General features: G+C 46.1%; 12 protein-coding genes. 6 read left to right on the top strand and 6 right to left on the bottom strand.

Translation table 11 applies throughout. The features are described from left to right. Window positions 1–9: 9 nt before the first annotated feature. Genes AC3E9V_RS14220 through AC3E9V_RS14235 form a run of 4 tightly spaced genes read right to left on the bottom strand, consistent with a single transcriptional unit; the run spans window position 10 to window position 6,010 of the window. A complete protein-coding gene (locus AC3E9V_RS14220; protein ID WP_488748793.1) occupies window positions 10–1,599 on the bottom strand; it encodes a glycoside hydrolase family 28 protein in 1,590 nt (529 codons plus the stop codon). Continuing rightward, complete coding sequence (locus tag AC3E9V_RS14225) at window positions 1,596–4,340, bottom strand: family 78 glycoside hydrolase catalytic domain (RefSeq protein WP_488748794.1); 2,745 nt, start codon at window positions 4,338–4,340, stop codon at window positions 1,596–1,598. The genes AC3E9V_RS14220 and AC3E9V_RS14225 overlap by 4 nt, the downstream gene beginning before the upstream one ends. 12 nt (window positions 4,341–4,352) lie before the next feature. Next, window positions 4,353–4,529, bottom strand: coding sequence for a hypothetical protein (locus AC3E9V_RS14230; protein ID WP_488748795.1), 177 nt, complete (start codon window positions 4,527–4,529; stop codon window positions 4,353–4,355). Next, window positions 4,526–6,010, bottom strand: coding sequence for a purine-cytosine permease family protein (locus tag AC3E9V_RS14235; protein ID WP_488748796.1), 1,485 nt, complete (start codon window positions 6,008–6,010; stop codon window positions 4,526–4,528). The genes AC3E9V_RS14230 and AC3E9V_RS14235 overlap by 4 nt, the downstream gene beginning before the upstream one ends. A gap of 159 nt (window positions 6,011–6,169) precedes the next feature. Between AC3E9V_RS14235 and AC3E9V_RS14240 the strand changes: the two genes are divergently transcribed. Next, entirely contained in the window at window positions 6,170–6,358 is a 189-nt protein-coding gene (locus AC3E9V_RS14240) for a hypothetical protein (protein ID WP_488748797.1), read from the top strand. Window positions 6,359–6,376: 18 nt separating this feature from the next. Here the strand turns inward: AC3E9V_RS14240 and AC3E9V_RS14245 are convergent, their stop codons facing one another. Together AC3E9V_RS14245 and AC3E9V_RS14250 are read right to left on the bottom strand one after the other, a co-directional pair. Continuing rightward, window positions 6,377–9,034, bottom strand: coding sequence for an alpha-d-galacturonidase (locus AC3E9V_RS14245; RefSeq protein WP_488748798.1), 2,658 nt, complete (start codon window positions 9,032–9,034; stop codon window positions 6,377–6,379). 35 nt (window positions 9,035–9,069) lie between these two features. Further along, window positions 9,070–12,585 carry a malectin domain-containing carbohydrate-binding protein gene (locus AC3E9V_RS14250; RefSeq protein ID WP_488748799.1) on the bottom strand — a complete coding sequence of 1,172 codons (3,516 nt, stop codon included), beginning with the start codon at window positions 12,583–12,585 and terminating at the stop codon, window positions 9,070–9,072. Window positions 12,586–12,822: 237 nt separating this feature from the next. Here AC3E9V_RS14250 and AC3E9V_RS14255 point away from each other — a divergent pair, with 237 nt between their 5' ends. Genes AC3E9V_RS14255 through AC3E9V_RS14275 form a run of 5 tightly spaced genes read left to right on the top strand, consistent with a single transcriptional unit; the run spans window position 12,823 to window position 19,095 of the window. Then, a complete protein-coding gene (locus tag AC3E9V_RS14255; protein WP_488748800.1) occupies window positions 12,823–14,268 on the top strand; it encodes a sialate O-acetylesterase in 1,446 nt (481 codons plus the stop codon). Between the two features lie 44 nt (window positions 14,269–14,312). Further along, the gene (locus tag AC3E9V_RS14260) at window positions 14,313–16,649 is read left to right on the top strand and encodes a DUF5703 domain-containing protein (RefSeq protein ID WP_488748801.1); all 2,337 of its coding nucleotides are present in this window, start codon (window positions 14,313–14,315) and stop codon (window positions 16,647–16,649) included. Continuing rightward, complete coding sequence (locus AC3E9V_RS14265) at window positions 16,639–18,195, top strand: glycoside hydrolase family 28 protein (protein ID WP_488748802.1); 1,557 nt, start codon at window positions 16,639–16,641, stop codon at window positions 18,193–18,195. Before AC3E9V_RS14260 ends, AC3E9V_RS14265 begins: the two co-directional genes overlap by 11 nt. 49 nt (window positions 18,196–18,244) lie before the next feature. Further along, the gene (locus AC3E9V_RS14270; RefSeq protein ID WP_488748803.1) at window positions 18,245–18,649 is read left to right on the top strand and encodes an Xre family toxin-antitoxin system antitoxin; all 405 of its coding nucleotides are present in this window, start codon (window positions 18,245–18,247) and stop codon (window positions 18,647–18,649) included. Further along, complete coding sequence (locus tag AC3E9V_RS14275; RefSeq protein WP_488748804.1) at window positions 18,646–19,095, top strand: RES family NAD+ phosphorylase; 450 nt, start codon at window positions 18,646–18,648, stop codon at window positions 19,093–19,095. Before AC3E9V_RS14270 ends, AC3E9V_RS14275 begins: the two co-directional genes overlap by 4 nt. Window positions 19,096–19,113: the final 18 nt, after the last annotated feature.

A 19,113-nucleotide genomic window follows, 5' to 3' on the forward strand; every position in this document is an offset into this window, starting at 1 on the left:
TTAATAGATTTATTTCTCGATTATAACAGAACCTTTTACTTCCTTGAATTGCTTCACTTGTTCTCCGGGCGCTTCAAGCAAGTTATTCTTCAGATAGATCTTACCGGATGACGCTCCTTTTACCGAAAGAAAAACATCCGTGCCTTCCGTCGCCCGGTTGTTCATGAGGTAGGCGTTGCTCACATTGGTAAATTCTATCGACGGACGCCCCTCATGGTGAGTATAGGTTTTAAAACCTGAAACCTCAATATCATCCGTATCAAAAACCTCCAGGGCAGGGCCAATTTCTGTATTGACTTCTACATGATCAATCTCAATTTTATAAGCATCTTTTATATTGATCCCTTCTTTGGAATCAAAATTGATATTGGAGAAGGTGATGTTTTCGATAGGCAACTCCGGCAAACCGATTAGAACCACCGCTTTGTCAGAGTGAGCAGTGATATCGCTAAAATGGATGTTCCTGAAAATGGGTGTGCGTTCAGAAACCGGTTCGGGCGGTGTATCGGAGTAAAACATATTGAGCTTGATCGCCTCCATCCTGATGTTTTTCATCACCACGTTACTCACTCGAATGTCTTCCACCACTCCGCCCCTGCCACGGGTGGATTTAATGCGTATTCCCCGGTCAGTCCCATCAAACACACAGTTGGAAATGGTGATCTTCTTCACTCCTCCGGACATCTCACTGCCGATCACGACCCCTCCATGTCCGGAGAGCATCGTACAGTTTGTGATCGTATAGTTTTCCGCCGGGGCAGCCATCCTGCGCCCATCTTCATTTTTACCGGATTTGATCGTGATGCAATCATCTCCTACACTGATGTGGCAGTCCGAAATGTGGACATACTTACAGGAAGAAGGATTGATGCCATCGGTATTTGGGGAAGGTGGATTCTTGATGGTCACGCCTGTGATGGTTACGTTTTCACAAAACTCCGGGTTGACCGTCCAGAAAGGCGAGTTCACAATAGTAATCCCCTCAATCCGGATATTTTCAGAAAACATCGGCTGGATAAACGGTGGCCTCAGAAAACCTCTTTTGATCATATGGGGACTGTCCGGTTTGATCACATCTTGGTTAGCCTTATCATGCATATCCTGATACTTCACTCGTTGAGCATCTTTGCCCTGGAGACGCTCGGTCTGGTGCCACCACTCACGGCCCTGCCCATCTATGGTTCCCCGTCCCACGATGGCAATGTTCTCAACTTCCCAGGCATAGATCAGTGGTGAAAAGCTCTTTACCATGATGCCCTCATACCTTGACTGGACGAATGGCAGGTAATCGTCAAAGTCATCGCTGAACTTTACATAAGCACCGGCATCTATAAAAAGTGTGATATTGCTCTTGAAATGGATCGGTCCGGTCAGGTATTCTCCTGCCGGGAAATAAACCGTACCTCCACCATTTTGGGCTGCACTGTCAATGGCCGCCGCTATTGCCTCCGTTGCTTTTTCAGAGCCGTCCTTCCTGGCTCCGAAATCAGTGATGTCATAGAATTTCTGCGCATAGGTCATCAGCGACAAGGTAGTTAACAGAAAAGTAAATATTGCTTTGCTATAGGTTCTGAACATAATTGGTTCGTTATTCTTCATAGCCAGGAAACCTTGTAAGCTCCTGACCCAAGTTCAAAAATTAGTTGGCTATTATTCTTTTTGACTGAATCTACAATCTTACTCTCAGTCAGTGGCTTACCATCTATCTCAACCTGTTCGGGTTGTACATTTTTCAACATCACGAGGCCCTTGGTATTGGCTGGCAGTTCCACATGGTACGTCACTATATCTCCTTCCAGCTCCCATCCCGCCGAAACTTTTCCATACATGGTGTGAATGGAGGCTTTAGCGTATGTAAGCTTACCTCCGATGTGCGGTTTGAATACAACCTTTTTATAACCCGGATTACGCTCATCCGCATTGATGCCGACCACCCTGGAATACAGCCACTCCCCAATTGCCCCGTAAGCATAATGGTTAAAGCTATTCATACCAACAGTCTGAAAGGTGCCATCAGGTTTGATCCCGTCCCAGCGCTCCCAAATGGTAGTGGCACCCTGGGTAACCGGATATAACCAGGATGGATACCGGTCATTATGAAGCAGCTGATATGCCAACTGCAAGTTTCCAAAATCAGACAGGGCATAGTTGAGAACAGGCGTTCCTAAAAAGCCTGTGGTCAGGTGACCAAAATAGCTGACATCATCTGCCAGCCTTTTGGCAATCACTTCGACCTTGTCTTCTTCTACAATGCCAAAGCAGAGCCCAATGGCATAGGCAGCCTGGGTACCGGATACCAGCCGTCCGGTCCTTGTCATAAACTCCTCATTCCAGGCATCCCTGATCTTAGGCATCAGTTCAGCCAGCTGATCAGCCACCTGCTGCCGGCCAATGATTGTCGCTGATTTTCTCAGCAGATTTACCGAATGGTAGAAATAAGCCGTGGCTATCAGCTCTTTATCCGTATGTGCTCCGGCAAACCCATAATCGGGAGCATTGAAGTTATAGCTATGGTATTCAGCAAAAGAGAGCCAATCTCCAAAATGAAAGCCATAATCGAAAATGTAGCTGTCACCTGCATGATTAGTCATGTAATCCACCCAGGCCTTCATGGAATCAAACTGCTCCTCCAGGATGCGCTTATCTCCATAACTCAGGTACAAAGTCCATGGGATGATCACCGCTGCATCCGCCCATCCGGTCGCTCCAAAGCCATCAGACCAGCCTGTGCCACCCCCATTTTCGATGATATTGGGCACTACCCAGGGTACACTCCCATCCTCACGCTGTTCAGTTGCCAGGTCTTTCAGCCACTTGGTGAAAAACGGAGCGGTATTGAAGTTGAAGTTTGCTGTAGGTGCAAAAACCTGCGCGTCTCCGGTCCATCCCAGCCGCTCATCCCGCTGCGGACAGTCCGTAGGCACATCCAAAAAGTTCCCTCTTTGCCCCCACTGAATGTTGCTCTGAAGCTGATTGATCAGGGGATCTGAGCATTCAAACTCACCAATTGCTGGCATGTCTGAGTGAACCACAATACCTGTAACACTTTCTAAAGACAGCTCTCCCGGATATCCGGTTATCATTACGTAGCGAAAGCCATGAAACGTAAACCGGGGTTCGTATATTTCTACTCCATTTCCCTTTAAAATGTATCGATCGGTACATTCAATATTTCGAAGATTATCCGTATAAAAATTACCTTCCAGGTCCAACACTTCTGCAAAACGAAGGGTGACCTCTTCTCCGCTTTTTCCGGAAACTTTCAGTCGTACCCACCCTACCATATTCTGTCCCATATCCAGCACCTGCTCGCCTTTCAGGGTGGTGATCAGATCGATCGGTTTGATTTCTTGTACTTTCCGAACCTTCTCTCCTTCGGAAGCAACAAGGGTGCTTTTGCCTACGCTCACCCCTCTTACCCCTAAAGGGGAGGTCACAGATTGTCTCACTGGCTCCCAGTCCGAATCATCAAACCCGGGCGATGACCAGCCATCTTGCTCTAGTCGGGCATCGTAGGTCTCGCCATTGTAGATATCAGATTTTCGGATAGGACCGGTAGTGGCCTTCCAGGAAGTATCCGAAAGGACCGTTTCCTTTGTACCATCTTCATATTCCAGGTGGAGCTGCAGCAATAAACCGGGTTCCTCGCCATAGGTATTCCGGTTGTTTTCCCACCAGCCCATATGTCCCCGGTACCAGCCATCACCCAAAACTGCTCCAACTGCATTTTCGCCTTGCCTTACCTGATCAGTAATATCATATACCTGGTATTGAAGTCTTTTGTGGTAGTTGGTCCAGCCTGGTGCAAACACCTCATCACCGACTTTTGTGCCGTTGAGTTCCAGCTCATAAAGTCCCAGAGCGGTCGCATAAACCCGCGCAGCCTTGACCTTTTTTTTAATCTCAAATGTTTTTCGAAAATAAGGACAGGGTTGGGACTGTTTCAGGTCTGCTTCCCATGGGTGAGTAATCCATTGGGCCTGCCAGTCAGCATGGCTCAATAATCCCATTTCCCAAAACGCCTCATTTGATGAGATGGCCTCATGACCATGATTATCCCAGACTTCTACCTGCCAGCAGGCTCTTTGTGAAGAGGTCAGTGGCTTACCGGCATACGGCACATGGATGGATTGATCGGTCGATTGCTTACCGGAATCCCAAAACAGGTCCTTCTCATTTTCCAGATCCTCTTTACACCCGGCCACTATAATCCTGTACGCTACCTGTTTGACATCAGCAGCATCCGACTGCATTTCCCAACTCAAACGGGGAGCTGGCGTAGCAATACCCAATGGGTTTGTTTTGTATTCTGTTTTAAGGTCTGTTACCAAAAGTTGCACTGAAGGATATTTTTATTCCAGAGATGGGCCTTTCATCCAAAAGGGTGCTGTGGCAAACCAAAGCACAACACCCACTCCCATCAGGGTAAAGTGAATGTATTTATCTATCACATCGTAAAAGACCAGGAACGAAGGCACTATGGTAAGCAGGAGGCCAAGTAATGAAATGACTTTTAAGATTTTCTTCATGAAGCTGTTGGGTTAAGGTTCTCATTTCGCTGCTGAATTTTGCTGAAGCCAATGTAGAGCAGCACACAAAGGATCCACTCGGGAGCAATCATAAACATCAGGTCGGCTTGAATGGAAGCCAGCCAGGCCGGTTGTTCACCCAGTAGCTTTGAAAGCCAGGAGTAGTTATCCTTCCCATAGAAAAAGAGCATAATCGCAAACGACCCGATCCAGGCTACCGCCGCTGGCCAGCTCAGCATCAGTCCTTTTTTCTCCGCATAGTCTGAGATCAACCCGAGTTTTGGGAAGAGCCAGACATCCACAAAAATAAAAGCCCCCAAAGGCATGAAAAACAGCCCGTAATAACCAATGATACGGTCAAGGTAAGCATTAACTGCCGGTATACAGGCAGTAACGATCATAAAAGCTCCGGCCAAAAAGGTCACCTTCCAGCGTTTCCAGTTGGGGGTAGCAACCTGTATAGCCAGGCCTGCACGATAAAGGGTTGGGTTTGCTGTGGTCCACCCAGCGATCACCACACTGATCAGTCCTGCCACTCCGGCACCAAACATGGCTATATTGCCTGGTTGAGGGTTGGTAAGCCCTTCGGCCAAAAATGCCGCACACAAAATGCCGGAAGCAATCCAGGCCATGTAATGTCCCAGGAACATCCCGAATGCCGAGGCAAATCCCTGCTTCCAGCTTTTGGCATAGCGGAATATGGTCACATCCGCCATACCGATGTGCTGGGTAGCATTGCAAAGCCAGGCAAAACCGATCACATGCCAAATGGTGTATTTTGAATTTCCACCGATCGGTTCGCCCGTAAATATTTTTTCATTAGCTACTCTCCAGAAATCCGAAAACCCATTGGTTCCGAGATCACCCATCACGGCCAGCGCTGCAGCAAAGAATACCAACACCATCCAGGGAGCACATACCTGGGAGAAGTGCGCAATCTTATCAAAACCCAATACGGCAAGAGCAGAGATCACGATCCCTACGATTAAAGCCAGGACCATCCAGGGGAAAGTAGGTATCATGTCACCGGCTACATAATCGGGATTGGGAATCCCAAACGGAATGGAAATGGCCGTAACGGCCACACTCACCATAGCTCCCGCCAGCAGGCAAAGGATCACCGCATAAAATGCACTATAGGCTACCGTCAAATACGGTCCGCATATCTTCCTCAGCTGCCAATAGATGGTGAGACGAACTTTGACGGCCACCGGCGCACAAAATAAAGCCCAGCTTAATACAGCAAGAGTATTTCCAATAAGTAAGCCAACGAAAAAATCAAATGCGGACACGCCATGCATAACCATCAGAGGGCCCAGCACAAACTCAGTACCTGCCACATGCTCTCCGGCAAACATGGCAATGAAGGTTTTCCATCCATGTAACTTATGTTTGGCTACGGGTTCCCGGTCATATTCATATAGCGCATCCAGTCTTTCTACAAGAGAAGAGGACGTGGTTGCCTGTTTTGTTACACTCATTTAGAGTCCGTTTATTGATCACTCAAGTATATCTTAAACATGCAGGACAACCTTCCTGTGGTATCCTATAATGGAGAGATTGGGAAGGTCAATAAATATAGCTTATGGGAGCTAAATCCTTAAATTTCATATAGCTCCTTAATCGAATTTTGATACACAATGGGAATCGAAGAATTTTTACTGGATAGGGCCCGAAAGGAAGGTGTTAAAAAAGGAATTGAGAAAGAAAAAAAGAATTCCTCAAGAGCCCGGAAAGAAATGGCCAAAAAGCTTAAAGAGCAGGGAATATCAGTAGAGATCATTTCAAAAAGTACCGGATTATCTGAGGTAGAAATATTGAAGCTGTAATCCCCTGCTCCTGATGTATTAATAAAACAACCAATCAAGCCCTGAAACAGTACCCCCCTTTGTGAAACCCGCATCACGGGCTTTTATCATTTCATCCCCATCCATAAAACCCAACACCAAAAAAACATCATTATCAAAAAGCAGGGAATGATTCCCAGGCTCGAAATAGTAGGTGTGCACGTTTACCGGAGGCAGGCCTGAAATCTCGATGGCATTCAGGATCTTTATATCCGCCTGACCATAAAAATTAGCTGATGCATCGAACTCCAAGGTTGGTGGAGATAAAAATTCCGTTTTATCAGACTGAAAAAAACCAACGACCATTTTTACAGGTTTCTCGTTGGTAAACCTGACCTCTGTATCATGATCATCGAGTTCCTTAAATGAATACCTGATGCCCGTAAGATCCTGTAATTCTTTGGCTACATTCTTTATTACATATTCATCTTCTAAAAATGGTTTACTGCCTGCTTTCAATGTGTACTCACCATGATGCTCACCCGTAAAGTGTACCGGGACAGGCTTCAGTGGTTTCACCTGAACTGACAGATCACCGCTTCCTGTTTCCTTCAGCAGCTTCACATTCCTCCGGAAATTCTCCAGTTCTGTCTCGTAAAACGGGAGCAGCTCCCCCCATGTCGTATTTTTACCCTCATTGCCCCCGATAGGGATGCGACGCTGTTGGGTCTGCATACTGTTTGCATATCGATAATGATCCTTTGTTAACCTGGCCAGCTCGCCAAAATGATCCACACTTTCTTTTAACAGTGGAATGGCTTCTTCAAGGTCAGTAATATCACCTGAGTAACCGTAGTTAAGCACTTTTAAAGCAGCCTTCACTTTAGTTGAATAAAACCGGGCCATAGCCTGATAGCAGTACATATCATTTTTCAGCCTTTTGAACTCCTCCTCGTTTTTGGTAACTCCACTCACATCATCGATGGCATCTACTGCCCGGTCCGCATATTCAACAATTTTGTCAGCTGCCCAGAGAGGTGTTTCACCCTGATGTTCTTCACCCAGAAATTCTTTACGCGCATATTCCGACAACAGTTCGCCAGGTGGCGAATGTGATTCGTTGAGCATGTGATTTAAGCTAAACTTTTCAGGGCTTACCAGCTGGCTCATAAACATGCCCAAAGACATGGTTTGCCGGTTTCCCTCAGTGATGCCATACCGTCGCAGGATCATGGGCGAGACTTCACCGGACAATTCATAAGCTTCCAGGATTTTTTGGCCACAGTCCCTGCATCCAAATTTTTTATTAAACAGGGCTGACCAAAAGGCTTCTTCATCCTTTTTATCCCTGTCAGCTTTCCATGCATATCTTCCCCAGGCTTCATACCAGATCCAGTCCCGCTCCATTTCCAGTAGTTTCGGTTCGGTTTTATCCGGTGCGAAAGGCCATTCCCAATAGGAGGTCTGCGGGTACAGATGGAGACCATTCGCCCCGTGAGTGCTTTTCATAGCCTGTACGCTCTTTTGGATAAAGTCAGGCGATCCGTATCTGAACGGCTCCAGGTTTGCCAGAATGTGCACATTGTCTATATGCGTAGAGCCCAGCTTACTCAGACTGCGGTGATATTCAGCCCACTTCCCTTTTGGTTCATAAGTTGTCAGCGATTCGCCATTGTACTTATTGAGAGTGTACAGGTTATGGTACAAGGGCAATGCATTTTCCATAACTACTGCAGCATCCGTATCGTGACCTCTCAGTACAATTGGCGGCTCTTCTGTCTGTCCCAATGCCTTCAACCCATCCTGCACCCCGGGAATTATGGTCTCTGTAAACCACCGCACATCGTTATCGATGCCCTGCATGGCCTCCCCCAGCGCTACCAGCAGACCTACGTTCGGATATTTTTCTACAAATGCCGCAATGGCTTTGCGCGTGTAGTCCTCCGCCAGAGGCAAAATCGGTCGACTCCTGTCTTGCGTCTTAATCCCGTGTTTGTCGGCCAGCGGCTTGGGAAGAATAATGTTGTAAAACATCTGGATCACCCAGATGCCGCGTTTTTCTGCTTCCCCGGTCAGGAAAGTGAACATCTCCTCATTTTTCCTGAAAATCTCTTCATCCACTTCCACTGCGTCCGGATAATCTTCCAGGCGAACCAGCGAAGCAAACGGGTGTCCATTCCAAAGAAAAAGCGCATTATAACGGTTCTCTGCCATCATATCCAGGTATTTGATCCATAACTCCTTATCGTAAAACCAGGGAAAAGATTCCGGAGTGTATGGGTACTCATAAACACTTCTACCCGGCAGGTAGGTGGTTTTCTGAAGTCCTATACAGGTTCCCCGCAAAACCATGTCCGGACTTTGCGAAGTTTGATACTCCTCCGGAAGCTGGCCACTTTGCTCGATCTGTTGCGACAGGTCCAAGCAGGCATACAGAGCACCGGCAGGATCAGAAGCTTTAATGGTGATTTTATCTCTGTCTGCAGTGATCGAAAAGGATTCCGCTCTTTGAGATTTATCATCCGCTGAAACATTTATTGCTACCCCACTGCCTTCATCTGAAATCTGATAGCCATGGGATTCCAACATTTCGGTAAGTTGGGAAATCCCATAGTCCACCCTGGAGTCAGAGGTACCTTCAAAATGTATAGACACCTCCTTCTCAGTGCAGGAAAAAATCAATATTAATAATAGCAATAAACTTATTGGTCTCATCATCTATCTTGTTTTATGGTTGGTTTGAATAATGATCATTATTGTACTCTGATGCCGCGTATACGCAAACCTTTTAGGTCCTCCCCCGCGATCTGCACGCGATAAGCTCCGGCATTGATCATGGATTTGGTAAAAACATCTTCCTGACGGTATTTGCCTGCCGGTGTTTGCCTGAAAGCTATTTTATCTGACTGCATCAGGGTGCCGTCTGCAGCTATAAGGTTAAAGGTAGCTGTCAGGTCTTCGCCGGTTTCATTGGAAAACTTAAAATGAATGGCATGATAATCAGCCACTCCCGTTTTGATCGGCCAGCTTACCTTTTGCAAGCTGTTAGCCAAAAAGGTGACACATCCCAGTCCAAATTTCTCCTCAATCAACAGGTCATCGGTTTCCAGTATGGCCACATCCTCATCATAAGGAATTTTGGGTTTCAGGTCATAAGGAGGCTCCAAATAGGCGGCTGCTTTGGCAAAAACAATGTAAGCCAGCTGATCCGGACTTTTATTAGAGAAACTAAGTTGCCTGCCTTCCGGAAAACGCTTTTTATACACACCATACGCCAACTTCTGCTCACCGGCCAGCACCACTCTGGTTTTTGTAAAGTCAAAAGGCTCTAACCAGGATGGCTCGTTCACTCCTTCCAGCAATGCTACGTACACATCGGCTTCTTCTGAAAGCTCGAAGTGTACATCCGGATCATTCACGTCTCGTTGTATCCATTCTGCTCCAAAAAGATCGGGAGGCAGCTCTTTAAAGCTTAAGTTTCGACCCACAAAAGGCTGATCCCCCCAGTCCAGCCAGGTTTTGGAACGTTTGATAGCCTGGATAACCCCGGATGATTGCTCAGCTGGTGCTATTCCTTGATCCAGTGAACTGATCGCAATGGCTGAAATTACCGCCTGCCCGGACCTGACCTCCGGAAAGCTTACCGTTAAAGCTCCGTCCTTTACCTCCACATCTGCTGTCTTGATCAGGGCTTGATCATGGCCTGCTTCCTTCCAGATATCCAGGTCATCAATGACCGTTTGTCCATTTACAGCTACATCAAATATCCGCCAATCCGTGCAGTCCAACCCTCCGCCGGTACCATACCACGGCTCCACAAAATGGAACTCTATCCGATACCGTCCATCAGGTACCGGAAAATGATACTGAAGCTTATCCATACCATAGCGAAAGGTTTTAAAAAGGCTCTGCTCTGTGGTATTCAGGATCGGGTCAAACGTTCTACGCTGACTGGCATAGTAGCCAGGCATATCTTCAAAATCATCTGTCCAGGAAGTAGAACCCCATGTATCTGAAGTTTTGTGATGTACATCAGCCATCCAGAGATTACCATTCGAATCTACGTAATCCGGCCCACCACAATTAATCCGGTACACGTAATTTCTTTCCGGATTATCTGAAAGCTTCACCTGATCAGAAATGATCTGGTCCAGCTCGGCATCCTTTGGCTGATGATGCAGCTTCACATAATCTACAGCTACTTTTTCACCATTCACAAATCCAATTGCTTTCAAAATACTCCCCTGAACATCCACCTGATCCCATTGAAAATGCTTTCCAAAACCGGGGTGTTTTTGCCTGCCAAACGAGCGGCCATTATTGAATAACTCCACCTCCTCGCAGTTGCTATACACGGCAATGCTGTCTTTTATTCCCGGGCCCTCCCAGCGATTGGGCCAGGTGTGTGATACAATGTAAACCATAGGCTGGGTTTCCTTTGGAGCATAATTGGCGCGATACATGTAGTAGACATCCGCGGGTTCACCCCATGGAGAAAACAGCCCCTTGTAGTTGACCGGGCCGACACGATCCAGCTCACGAAATGCCTCCCCGCTTTGATTTCTTCCGGGATTCTCGTGTGAGTTGAAAATCCATTGAAAATGCCCACAGGTCTGGTTTTTGGATGAGTCTGCCAGCCGGACTTTCTTTTCCATAAGCCGGGTCATACGGTCTTCACTAAGCGGTCCATCCTGATCAAATGCCCCTTCGGTATGTTTATCCAGTGTTCTCCAGGCTCCGTACTCACCTATCAACTGCTGTCGTTTCACATCCTCATGATACTCATCAGGGTTTCCTCCATAGGTGCCTGTCCAGTTTTGAGGCACATTCCAGTCCGTGCCGGTACCGCCGTTACAGGTTGTTACCAATCGCTGTGAAGGTGAGGTGGGGTCCATCTCACGAATGATCTGTGTGCACTCCCTGGCAAACCAGGTGGGCAATGTGCTTTCATTTTCCAGACCCCATAAAATAACAGAAGGACTGTTTCGCCGCTCCTTTACCCAGTCGCGCATGAGCTGCTTAAAGTTTTGTTGAAACTCCGGCGTATCAAACCAGATGTGAGCAGCCATCTGGGTCCACCATAAGATTCCAAGCGAATCCCAGGCATGATGATAACGAAAATTGTGAGGCTGATGTGCATCTCTAAAAGCATTAAAGCCGGCAGACCTTATCTGGCTTACACGAGCTTTCACCATTTCTTTAGAAAATGCATGGCTCTTTCCCATATTGTGCTCGTATTCGCAGGTCCCATTGATAAAAACAGGCTTCCCATTCAAATAAAACTGGTTAGTACCACCCTCATCAATATCCCATTTAACCCACCGAATGCCATAAGGAGTCTCTACTCTATCAATGATTTTGCCGCCTTGCTTAATCTCGGTTACCAAAGTATAGAGGTAAGGATGGTCCGTAGACCACAGGTTGACCGGACCAAAAGCAGGTGATTGCAACCCGACCTTTTTTATCTCTCCTGCGCCCAAACGAACCTCTTCTCCCAGCTCAGTTACCACATTTCCATTTCGATCCTTTAACTGATGATTCAGTGTTATACCAGCTGCTTTATCAGCATAATTTTTTACCTCGGTATTGACATGAATGAATGCCGAGTTTTCATTTACAGTAGTATCATTCCAGACATGCACACCAAATGGCTCAACACGAACCGGATCAGTCACTATCAAATGCACTGGCCGGAAAATACCCATTGGTTGAGAGCCTTCTGAAAAACCGTACTCCTCAGAGCAACCACCACAAACCCAGGGAAGGTCATCAATGACCGGCGGGTGATCTGCCCTTACCGCGAGGAGGTTTTTTCCTTTCAAATTAATCTGGCCCGTAACATCAAGTGTAAAAGAAGTTCTTCCGCCAGCATGCTCTCCTACCTTTTCTCCATTGAGAAATATAGTGGCATAGGAACTAACCCCTTCAAAGAACAGGAAATACCGGTTCTCCGGATCTAAGTCATCAAACTGAAAATATCTTCTGTACCAGGCATATCCGTGCCGGTTTCCGTGCTGGAGCCGTCTGTAACCTTCGTATCGATCCCAATTGTGAGGAATGCTTACCGGTATCCAGTCTGCCACATTATAATCTTCCTTTTCAAACCCCGAATGTTCGCCTATATCTTCACCGGCTACAGTTAACCAATGATCATTGAGTAAAATATCCCTCCTCGCATACTCCTGCTCATCAGGTGATATCCCCATTAACCCAAGCTGAACGACAAGGAGAAAAAGTGGGTAATCTTTTAAGATCGGACTGTTGAGCATACTTCGGATAGGTTAAATGATCAGTCTCAACCGCCAAACTACGGTAAAACGCTGGCTCACGTATCCTGCATTATCCGGCTTCTGTTTTCCCTGTTAAACCTTACTTTAGATCAAAATTTAAACGTCATTTAGTTAAGGGTTTTAATGTATTTGGCCTCATCCCAACCCTTCTCCATATGGAGAAGGACTTCTATAGAGGTCTTAACTAAATGACCATGACTCCCAAAAACGACATTAATGATGGACACAAAAAGAATTCTGATCGTTGTATGTTTCTTTAGTTGGCTCTCTGCTGCTTCACAGTTAAAACTCCCATCACTTTTCAGTGATAATATGGTATTACAGCAAAATTCGGACGTGAACATCCGGGGTTGGTCAGATGAGGAGGCTACTGTAGAAATACAGCCTTCCTGGACCAAAAAGCTTTTCAAGGTCAAAGCAAACCAAAATGGTAAGTGGCAAACCTCTATCACAACCCCTCCGGCAGGCGGTCCCCACCAATTATCCATTCGATCCGGCAAAACCATTGTAATTGAAAATGTGATGATCGGGGAAGTCTGGCTTTGCTCCGGACAGTCCAACATGGAAATGCCGCTCCGGGGATTTATGGGTGAGCCTGTAGCAAATTCCAACTCTGAAATATTGCAATCCAGGAACCCAAATATTCGCTTTATCTCGGTTCCCCGAAAATCAACCACCATTCCCCAGGATAATTTTGAAGGTACCTGGAAAGAATCAGTTCCTGCCACCGCGGGTGAGTTCAGCGCTACAGCTTACTATTTTGCCAGGTTGGTACAAGAGCTGACAAGTGTACCCATCGGGCTGATAGATGTGACGTACGGTGGCTCGAATGTAGAAGCCTGGATGAATGAAGAAACATTAACCAATTTCCAGGAGGTAGCTATTCCGGAAAATGATGAGGCTATAGGTGAGAAAAACAGGACGCCTATTGTACTTTACAATGGCATGCTGCAACCGGTGATCGGTTATACGATCAAGGGGGCCATTTGGTACCAGGGAGAATCCAACGCAGAAAGACCTCTGGCTTATGAAGAGCTTTTCCCCGCCATGGTCAATCTCTGGAGAGAAAAATGGGATCAGGGTGAATTCCCATTTTATTTTACTCAGATTGCTCCTTTCAATTATGACATGTTTTATCCTGAGGATAAGCCGTGGTTTGCTAATTCGGCTTACCTGCGTGACGCTCAGCGCAAATCACAATACGCAATCCCATCTTCAGGAATGTCCTGCCTGCTGGATGCCGGAGACATGAAAACGATCCACCCTATGGATAAACAAACTGCCGGAGAACGTCTGGCCTGGCTAGCCCTGGCAAAAACTTACGGGATGGAGGGTTTTGGGTATGCTACCCCGGACTATGACCAGCTCAATATTGAGGATTCGCTGGTTACGGTGACTTTTAAAAACCTGCCAAACGGAATTACCGCTTACGGCAAAGAAGTAACCGCATTTGAAATTGCCGGTGAAGACCAGGTGTTTTACCCTGCCACATGCAGAGTAAGGCGCAAGTCTGTCCAGGTATGGTCTGAAAAAGTAAAGGCTCCGGTTGCGATCAGGTATGCTTTTACCAATGCAGGACCGGCGCAGCTATTCAGCACTGAAGGGATACCTGTGAGTTCATTCCGAACGGATGATTGGGATCCGAAGCAATTGATCAAATAAGCAATCGGCAAAAAAGCCGAAAACCATATATACTGATTTCGAATATGAAAATGTATCTCTTTTTTCAGTTTTTTGATTGTGGAATTCGAAACTATTTCGGATCTGTAATCTGTCTTTTAGGACTTGTTACGGGCTTTGCACAGCCCAAAGAGCTGGAACAATACAATATCATATGGGATAGTCAAAGCAAAAACTCCTCAGAATCCATGCCACTGGGTGGTGGAGATATTGGCATGAATGTGTGGGTAGAAGATGACGAAGTATTTTTCTATTTCTCCCGAAGTGGCACTTTTGATGAAAACAATACCCTGCTCAAGCTTGGCAGGGTAAGGCTAGCCCTCTCACCAAATCCATTTGAGGCCGGCGATTTCAAACAAGAACTCAACCTGAAAAACGGAAATATGCTCATCACGGCTAAAAATCAGGAACTTGAAGCCGAAATTGAGCTGTGGGTGGAAGTATTTCGACCTGTGATCCATGTAGACCTCAAAACCTCCCAACCTTCGGCTTTGCAAGCAAGCTATGAAAGCTGGCGATACAAGGACCGCATCCTCAACGGAAGGGCAAATAATGCCAACTCTTATAAATGGAAGGGTAAAAATGTGATTGCCAGAAAGGACAGTATCCGGTTTAAAGATGAAGGCATCTTCTTTTATCACAAAAATGAAGAACATACAATATTTGATATATCCGTGGCTCAGCAAGGTATGGAACCAGTGAAAGAAAAGATGACCAATCCACTCAAAAATCTCACTTTTGGTGGGTACATGACTGGCCCCAACCTGAAACCAAATACGACTTACTCTGGCATTTACATCGATACGGACTTCAAAGGATGGAAAATGAAAAGCATTTCTCCAGGCAAAACCCATAGTCTGGAGATCTACCTGCATACACAACAAACTCCGAATACGAGTGCGCTGATCAATGGAATTGAAGCTACATACGAGGCTACTCAGTCTGAGGAAAATACACGTGAAAAAACGGTGGACTGGTGGCATGACTATTGGAACCGCAGCTTTATATTCATTGACGGAGAAGAAAGAGATTCTGTCTGGCAAACAGGGAGAAATTATCAGCTGTTTCGATACATGTTGGGCTGTAATGCTTTTGGCAGCAGCCCTACCAAATTCAACGGAGGGCTATTTACATACGATCCATCTACGGTGGACAGTGTGTATACTTTTTCACCAGACCACAGAAACTGGGGAGGTGGTACCCATACAGCACAAAACCAGCGACTGGTCTATTTCCCCATGCTGAAAAGCGGGGATTTCGAACTTATGAAGCCTCAATTTGATTTTTACCTGAAAGCTTTAAAAAATGCTGAGTTGAGAAGTCAGCTTTACTGGAATCATAACGGAGCCTGCTTCACTGAACAGCTGGAAAATTTCGGTTTACCAAATTTTGCTGAATACGGCAGTAATCGCCCGGAAGGATACGACCCGGGACTTCAATACAATGCATGGCTCGAATATCAATGGGACACCGTATTGGAGTTTTGCCTGATGATACTGGAAACGGAATCCCATGCAGGAAAAGACATTTCAAAGTACATCCCATTGATCGAAAGCTCGCTCACTTTTTTTGATGAGCACTATCAGTATTTAGCCAACAAGAGAGGAAGTAAAACCTTTGACCAGAATGGTGACCTGATTTTATACCCGGGATCTTCCTGTGAAACGTATAAGATGGCTTACAATGCCACATCTACCGTGGTTGCTTTGCGTGTAGTGCTGGAGCGACTGTTGCAATCTGATTACCTGAATGAACAAAACAGGAAGAAATGGAAGGAAATGCTCGATCGTATCCCTCCCCTTGCCTTTCGGGAATTGGATGGAAAGAAAACCATCGCTCCGGCAAAACTCTGGGAGCGCATTAACAATACGGAGGCCCCACAGCTTTACCCGGTATTCCCGTGGGGGATTTATGGGGTAAGTAAACCGAACCTGGAAGTGGCACTCAACACGTATCATTTGGACCCGGATGTGCAAAAGTTTAAAAGCCATGTGGGCTGGAAACAATACAACATCTGGGCAGCACGACTGGGTCTGACTGAAGAGGCTGCTAAATACACCACCATGAAGTTAAAAGATGCTGGCAGACGTTTCCCTGCTTTTTGGGGTCCGGGGTTTGACTGGGTACCTGACCACAACTGGGGTGGTTCAGGAGCCATTGGCCTGCAGGAGATGCTCCTCCAGACTCGCGGAGACTCAATCCTCCTGTTCCCGGCATGGCCAAAAGAATGGGATGTTCACTTCAAACTCCACGCTCCTTCCAATACGGTAATAGAGGCAAAAGTAAAAGACGGGAAAAGTAGAATTTTAAATGTATCTCCTGCAAGTAGAAAAAAAGACATTATCAACTTTTATGAAAACTAAGCGAATTTCAGTCCTTGTATCTTTTATTCTGGTTTTAGGTTGCAATCAAAAGCAAATTGGGCCGGACTATGACCTTTTGAGCACCATTCCCACCATTGATCAGGTCGGAGCGGCTGTCATGCCTGATACCATTTCCAGAGTTGAAGCACCTTTCCCTGTAGTTGAGTTTAAAAAACCGGAATTTCCGGATCGGACTGTAAACATTATTGACCTTGGAGCAGACACCTCTGATTTGATTACTGACATCATCCAGCAAGCCATTGACGAAACCAGTCAACGAGGCGGTGGAAAAGTCATTATCCCGAAAGGAAAATGGAAAAGCGGGCGGCTCTCCCTTAAAAGTAATGTTAACCTACACTTCGAAGCAGGAGCAGAACTTCGGTTCAGCAAAGATGTAAATGACTATCAACCTGCTGTTTTCACCAGAGTGGAAAGCCTGGAGGTGATGTCATTAGCCGCCTGCATTTACGCTAACAACCAGGAAAATATTGCTATTACTGGAAAAGGTAAGCTTATAGGTCCCTATGGAGGGGAGATCAAAGAACGGTCTTACATGAAAGCTATTGAAGGGTTGGTCGACCTCAGCAAACCAGCTGAGGAGCGTATCCATGATGGATCCAGGGAGGAGTGGATCTTCCCACCAAAGTTTATCTCACCGATCAATTGTAAAAACGTGTACATCGAAGGTATTTCACTGGAAAACACTGCCTTCTGGAACATCGTACCTACCTACTGCGACGGGGTAATTATCCGGGGTGTCACGGTCAACTCAGTAGGGATTCCCAGAGGGGATGGAATTGATATCGAATCATCAAGAAACGTTTTGATAGAGTACTGCACCCTTAGCACCGGTGATGATTGCTTCACCATGAAATCAGGCCGAGGTAAAGATGGCCTGCGCGTAAATAAGCCAACTGAAAATGTGGTGGTACGTTATTGCCTTGCTCGAAAAGGGCACGGGGGCATTACCTGTGGTAGCGAGACAGCCGGGACCATCAAAAACCTGTATGTTCATGACTGTGTATTTGAAGGGACCGGCGTAGGTATCCGCTTCAAAACAAGAAGACCAAGAGGTGGTGGGGGAGAAAACCTGTATTATGACCGCATCCGCATGAACCTGGAGTACACGGTGATCAAATGGGACATGCTGGGAAAACCAATGTATGTAGGCGAGTTGGCAGATCGGCTACCAGTCAGACCTGTGACCGAGCTTACTCCATTTTACAGAAATGTACGCATCACCAACATTGTGGTCGAAAAAGGGACTCATTTCCTTAAGATATTCGGTATTCCTGAATCCCCTATGAGCAATCTGGTGATTGATAATGCTGATGTGAAAAGTGAAAACCTGATGATCCTGCATGACGCCAGAGACATCACTATAAAAAACGCTCGTATATCAACCCCTGATTCACTTATCGACATTCTGGATAGCAAAAACATAACCTTAGAACAAGTGCAGTTTGACCTGGGAGGCGATGAGCTGCTGATTGATAAAAAAGGAGGAGAAACTGAGAATATTCAAGTTAGGGATTGTGAAAACTAAAATCGAAATATTTCGTATAAATTAGAGAAATAATTCGTACATTTGATTTATGAATAAAGGAAAGGAAACGATCAATTATGTTCAGGAACCGGCACTTCGGTACCGCAAGGCTCATGAAGGGATCACCAAATCAGAGTTTCTGGCTATTGTGGCCCAGAGTGGCCTTAACCTTACGGAATTTTCTGCTTTGCTACCCGTGAGTAAGCGTACCATCGAAAAGGTCAAAGATCAAGAGCTATTAAGTCCACAGGTCAGTGACCGGGTACTCCAGATTGCCAGCCTTTATCAGTTTGGAGAGGAAGTACTGGGTGATGACAAATCCTTCAGAGAATGGCTCCAATCTCCTCTGTTGGCTCTCGGTGGCAAAAGTCCTCTTTCATACATGGACACTGAGACAGGTATTAGTATCATTAATGATACGCTTGGTCGTATCGCCTATGGAGTATATTCGTGATACTCTACCGGATTTCAAGAAAGGCTCATATCTCAGACTTATCCGGAACAGGTTCTATGCTCTTTGGTGGGCGCTGGAACCAGAAAGGTGTTCACGCTTTATACACCTCTTCAAGTGTGTCCCTGGCCGTATTAGAAACCATCGCCAATCTGGGCTCTGATAAAATTGATACTGGTCTGTATATCGCAGAACTGGACTTTCCTGACGACCTCCCCATTTCGAAAATCAACCCCCTACCGGAAAACTGGAATGCTTATCCTCATACCGGAGCGACAGTCAGTTATGGAACAAGTTTTTTCAAACAAGGTGGTCTGTGTCTTCAAGTCCCAAGTGCACTCGTACCTACAGAATACAACTACATTCTAAATCCTTTACATGAAGACTTTAACCAGATCAAATTGATGGATACACGTCCCTTGATTCTGGATAAAAGGCTAATAGGCTGATAAGAAGATTATTGAGGT

The sequence above is a fragment of the Marinoscillum sp. HNIBRBA16962 genome, assembly GCF_057801515.1.

Coding starts and splice junctions, on each gene's coding strand:
- AC3E9V_RS14235 (WP_488748796.1), bottom strand. CDS start 6,010: ATGAGTGTAACAAAACAGGCAACCACGTCCTCTTCTCTTGTAGAAAGA.
- AC3E9V_RS14260 (WP_488748801.1), top strand. CDS start 14,313: ATGAAAATGTATCTCTTTTTTCAGTTTTTTGATTGTGGAATTCGAAAC.
- AC3E9V_RS14230 (WP_488748795.1), bottom strand. CDS start 4,529: ATGAAGAAAATCTTAAAAGTCATTTCATTACTTGGCCTCCTGCTTACC.
- AC3E9V_RS14245 (WP_488748798.1), bottom strand. CDS start 9,034: ATGATGAGACCAATAAGTTTATTGCTATTATTAATATTGATTTTTTCC.
- AC3E9V_RS14265 (WP_488748802.1), top strand. CDS start 16,639: ATGAAAACTAAGCGAATTTCAGTCCTTGTATCTTTTATTCTGGTTTTA.
- AC3E9V_RS14255 (WP_488748800.1), top strand. CDS start 12,823: ATGATGGACACAAAAAGAATTCTGATCGTTGTATGTTTCTTTAGTTGG.
- AC3E9V_RS14270 (WP_488748803.1), top strand. CDS start 18,245: ATGAATAAAGGAAAGGAAACGATCAATTATGTTCAGGAACCGGCACTT.
- AC3E9V_RS14240 (WP_488748797.1), top strand. CDS start 6,170: ATGGGAATCGAAGAATTTTTACTGGATAGGGCCCGAAAGGAAGGTGTT.
- AC3E9V_RS14250 (WP_488748799.1), bottom strand. CDS start 12,585: ATGCTCAACAGTCCGATCTTAAAAGATTACCCACTTTTTCTCCTTGTC.
- AC3E9V_RS14220 (WP_488748793.1), bottom strand. CDS start 1,599: ATGAAGAATAACGAACCAATTATGTTCAGAACCTATAGCAAAGCAATA.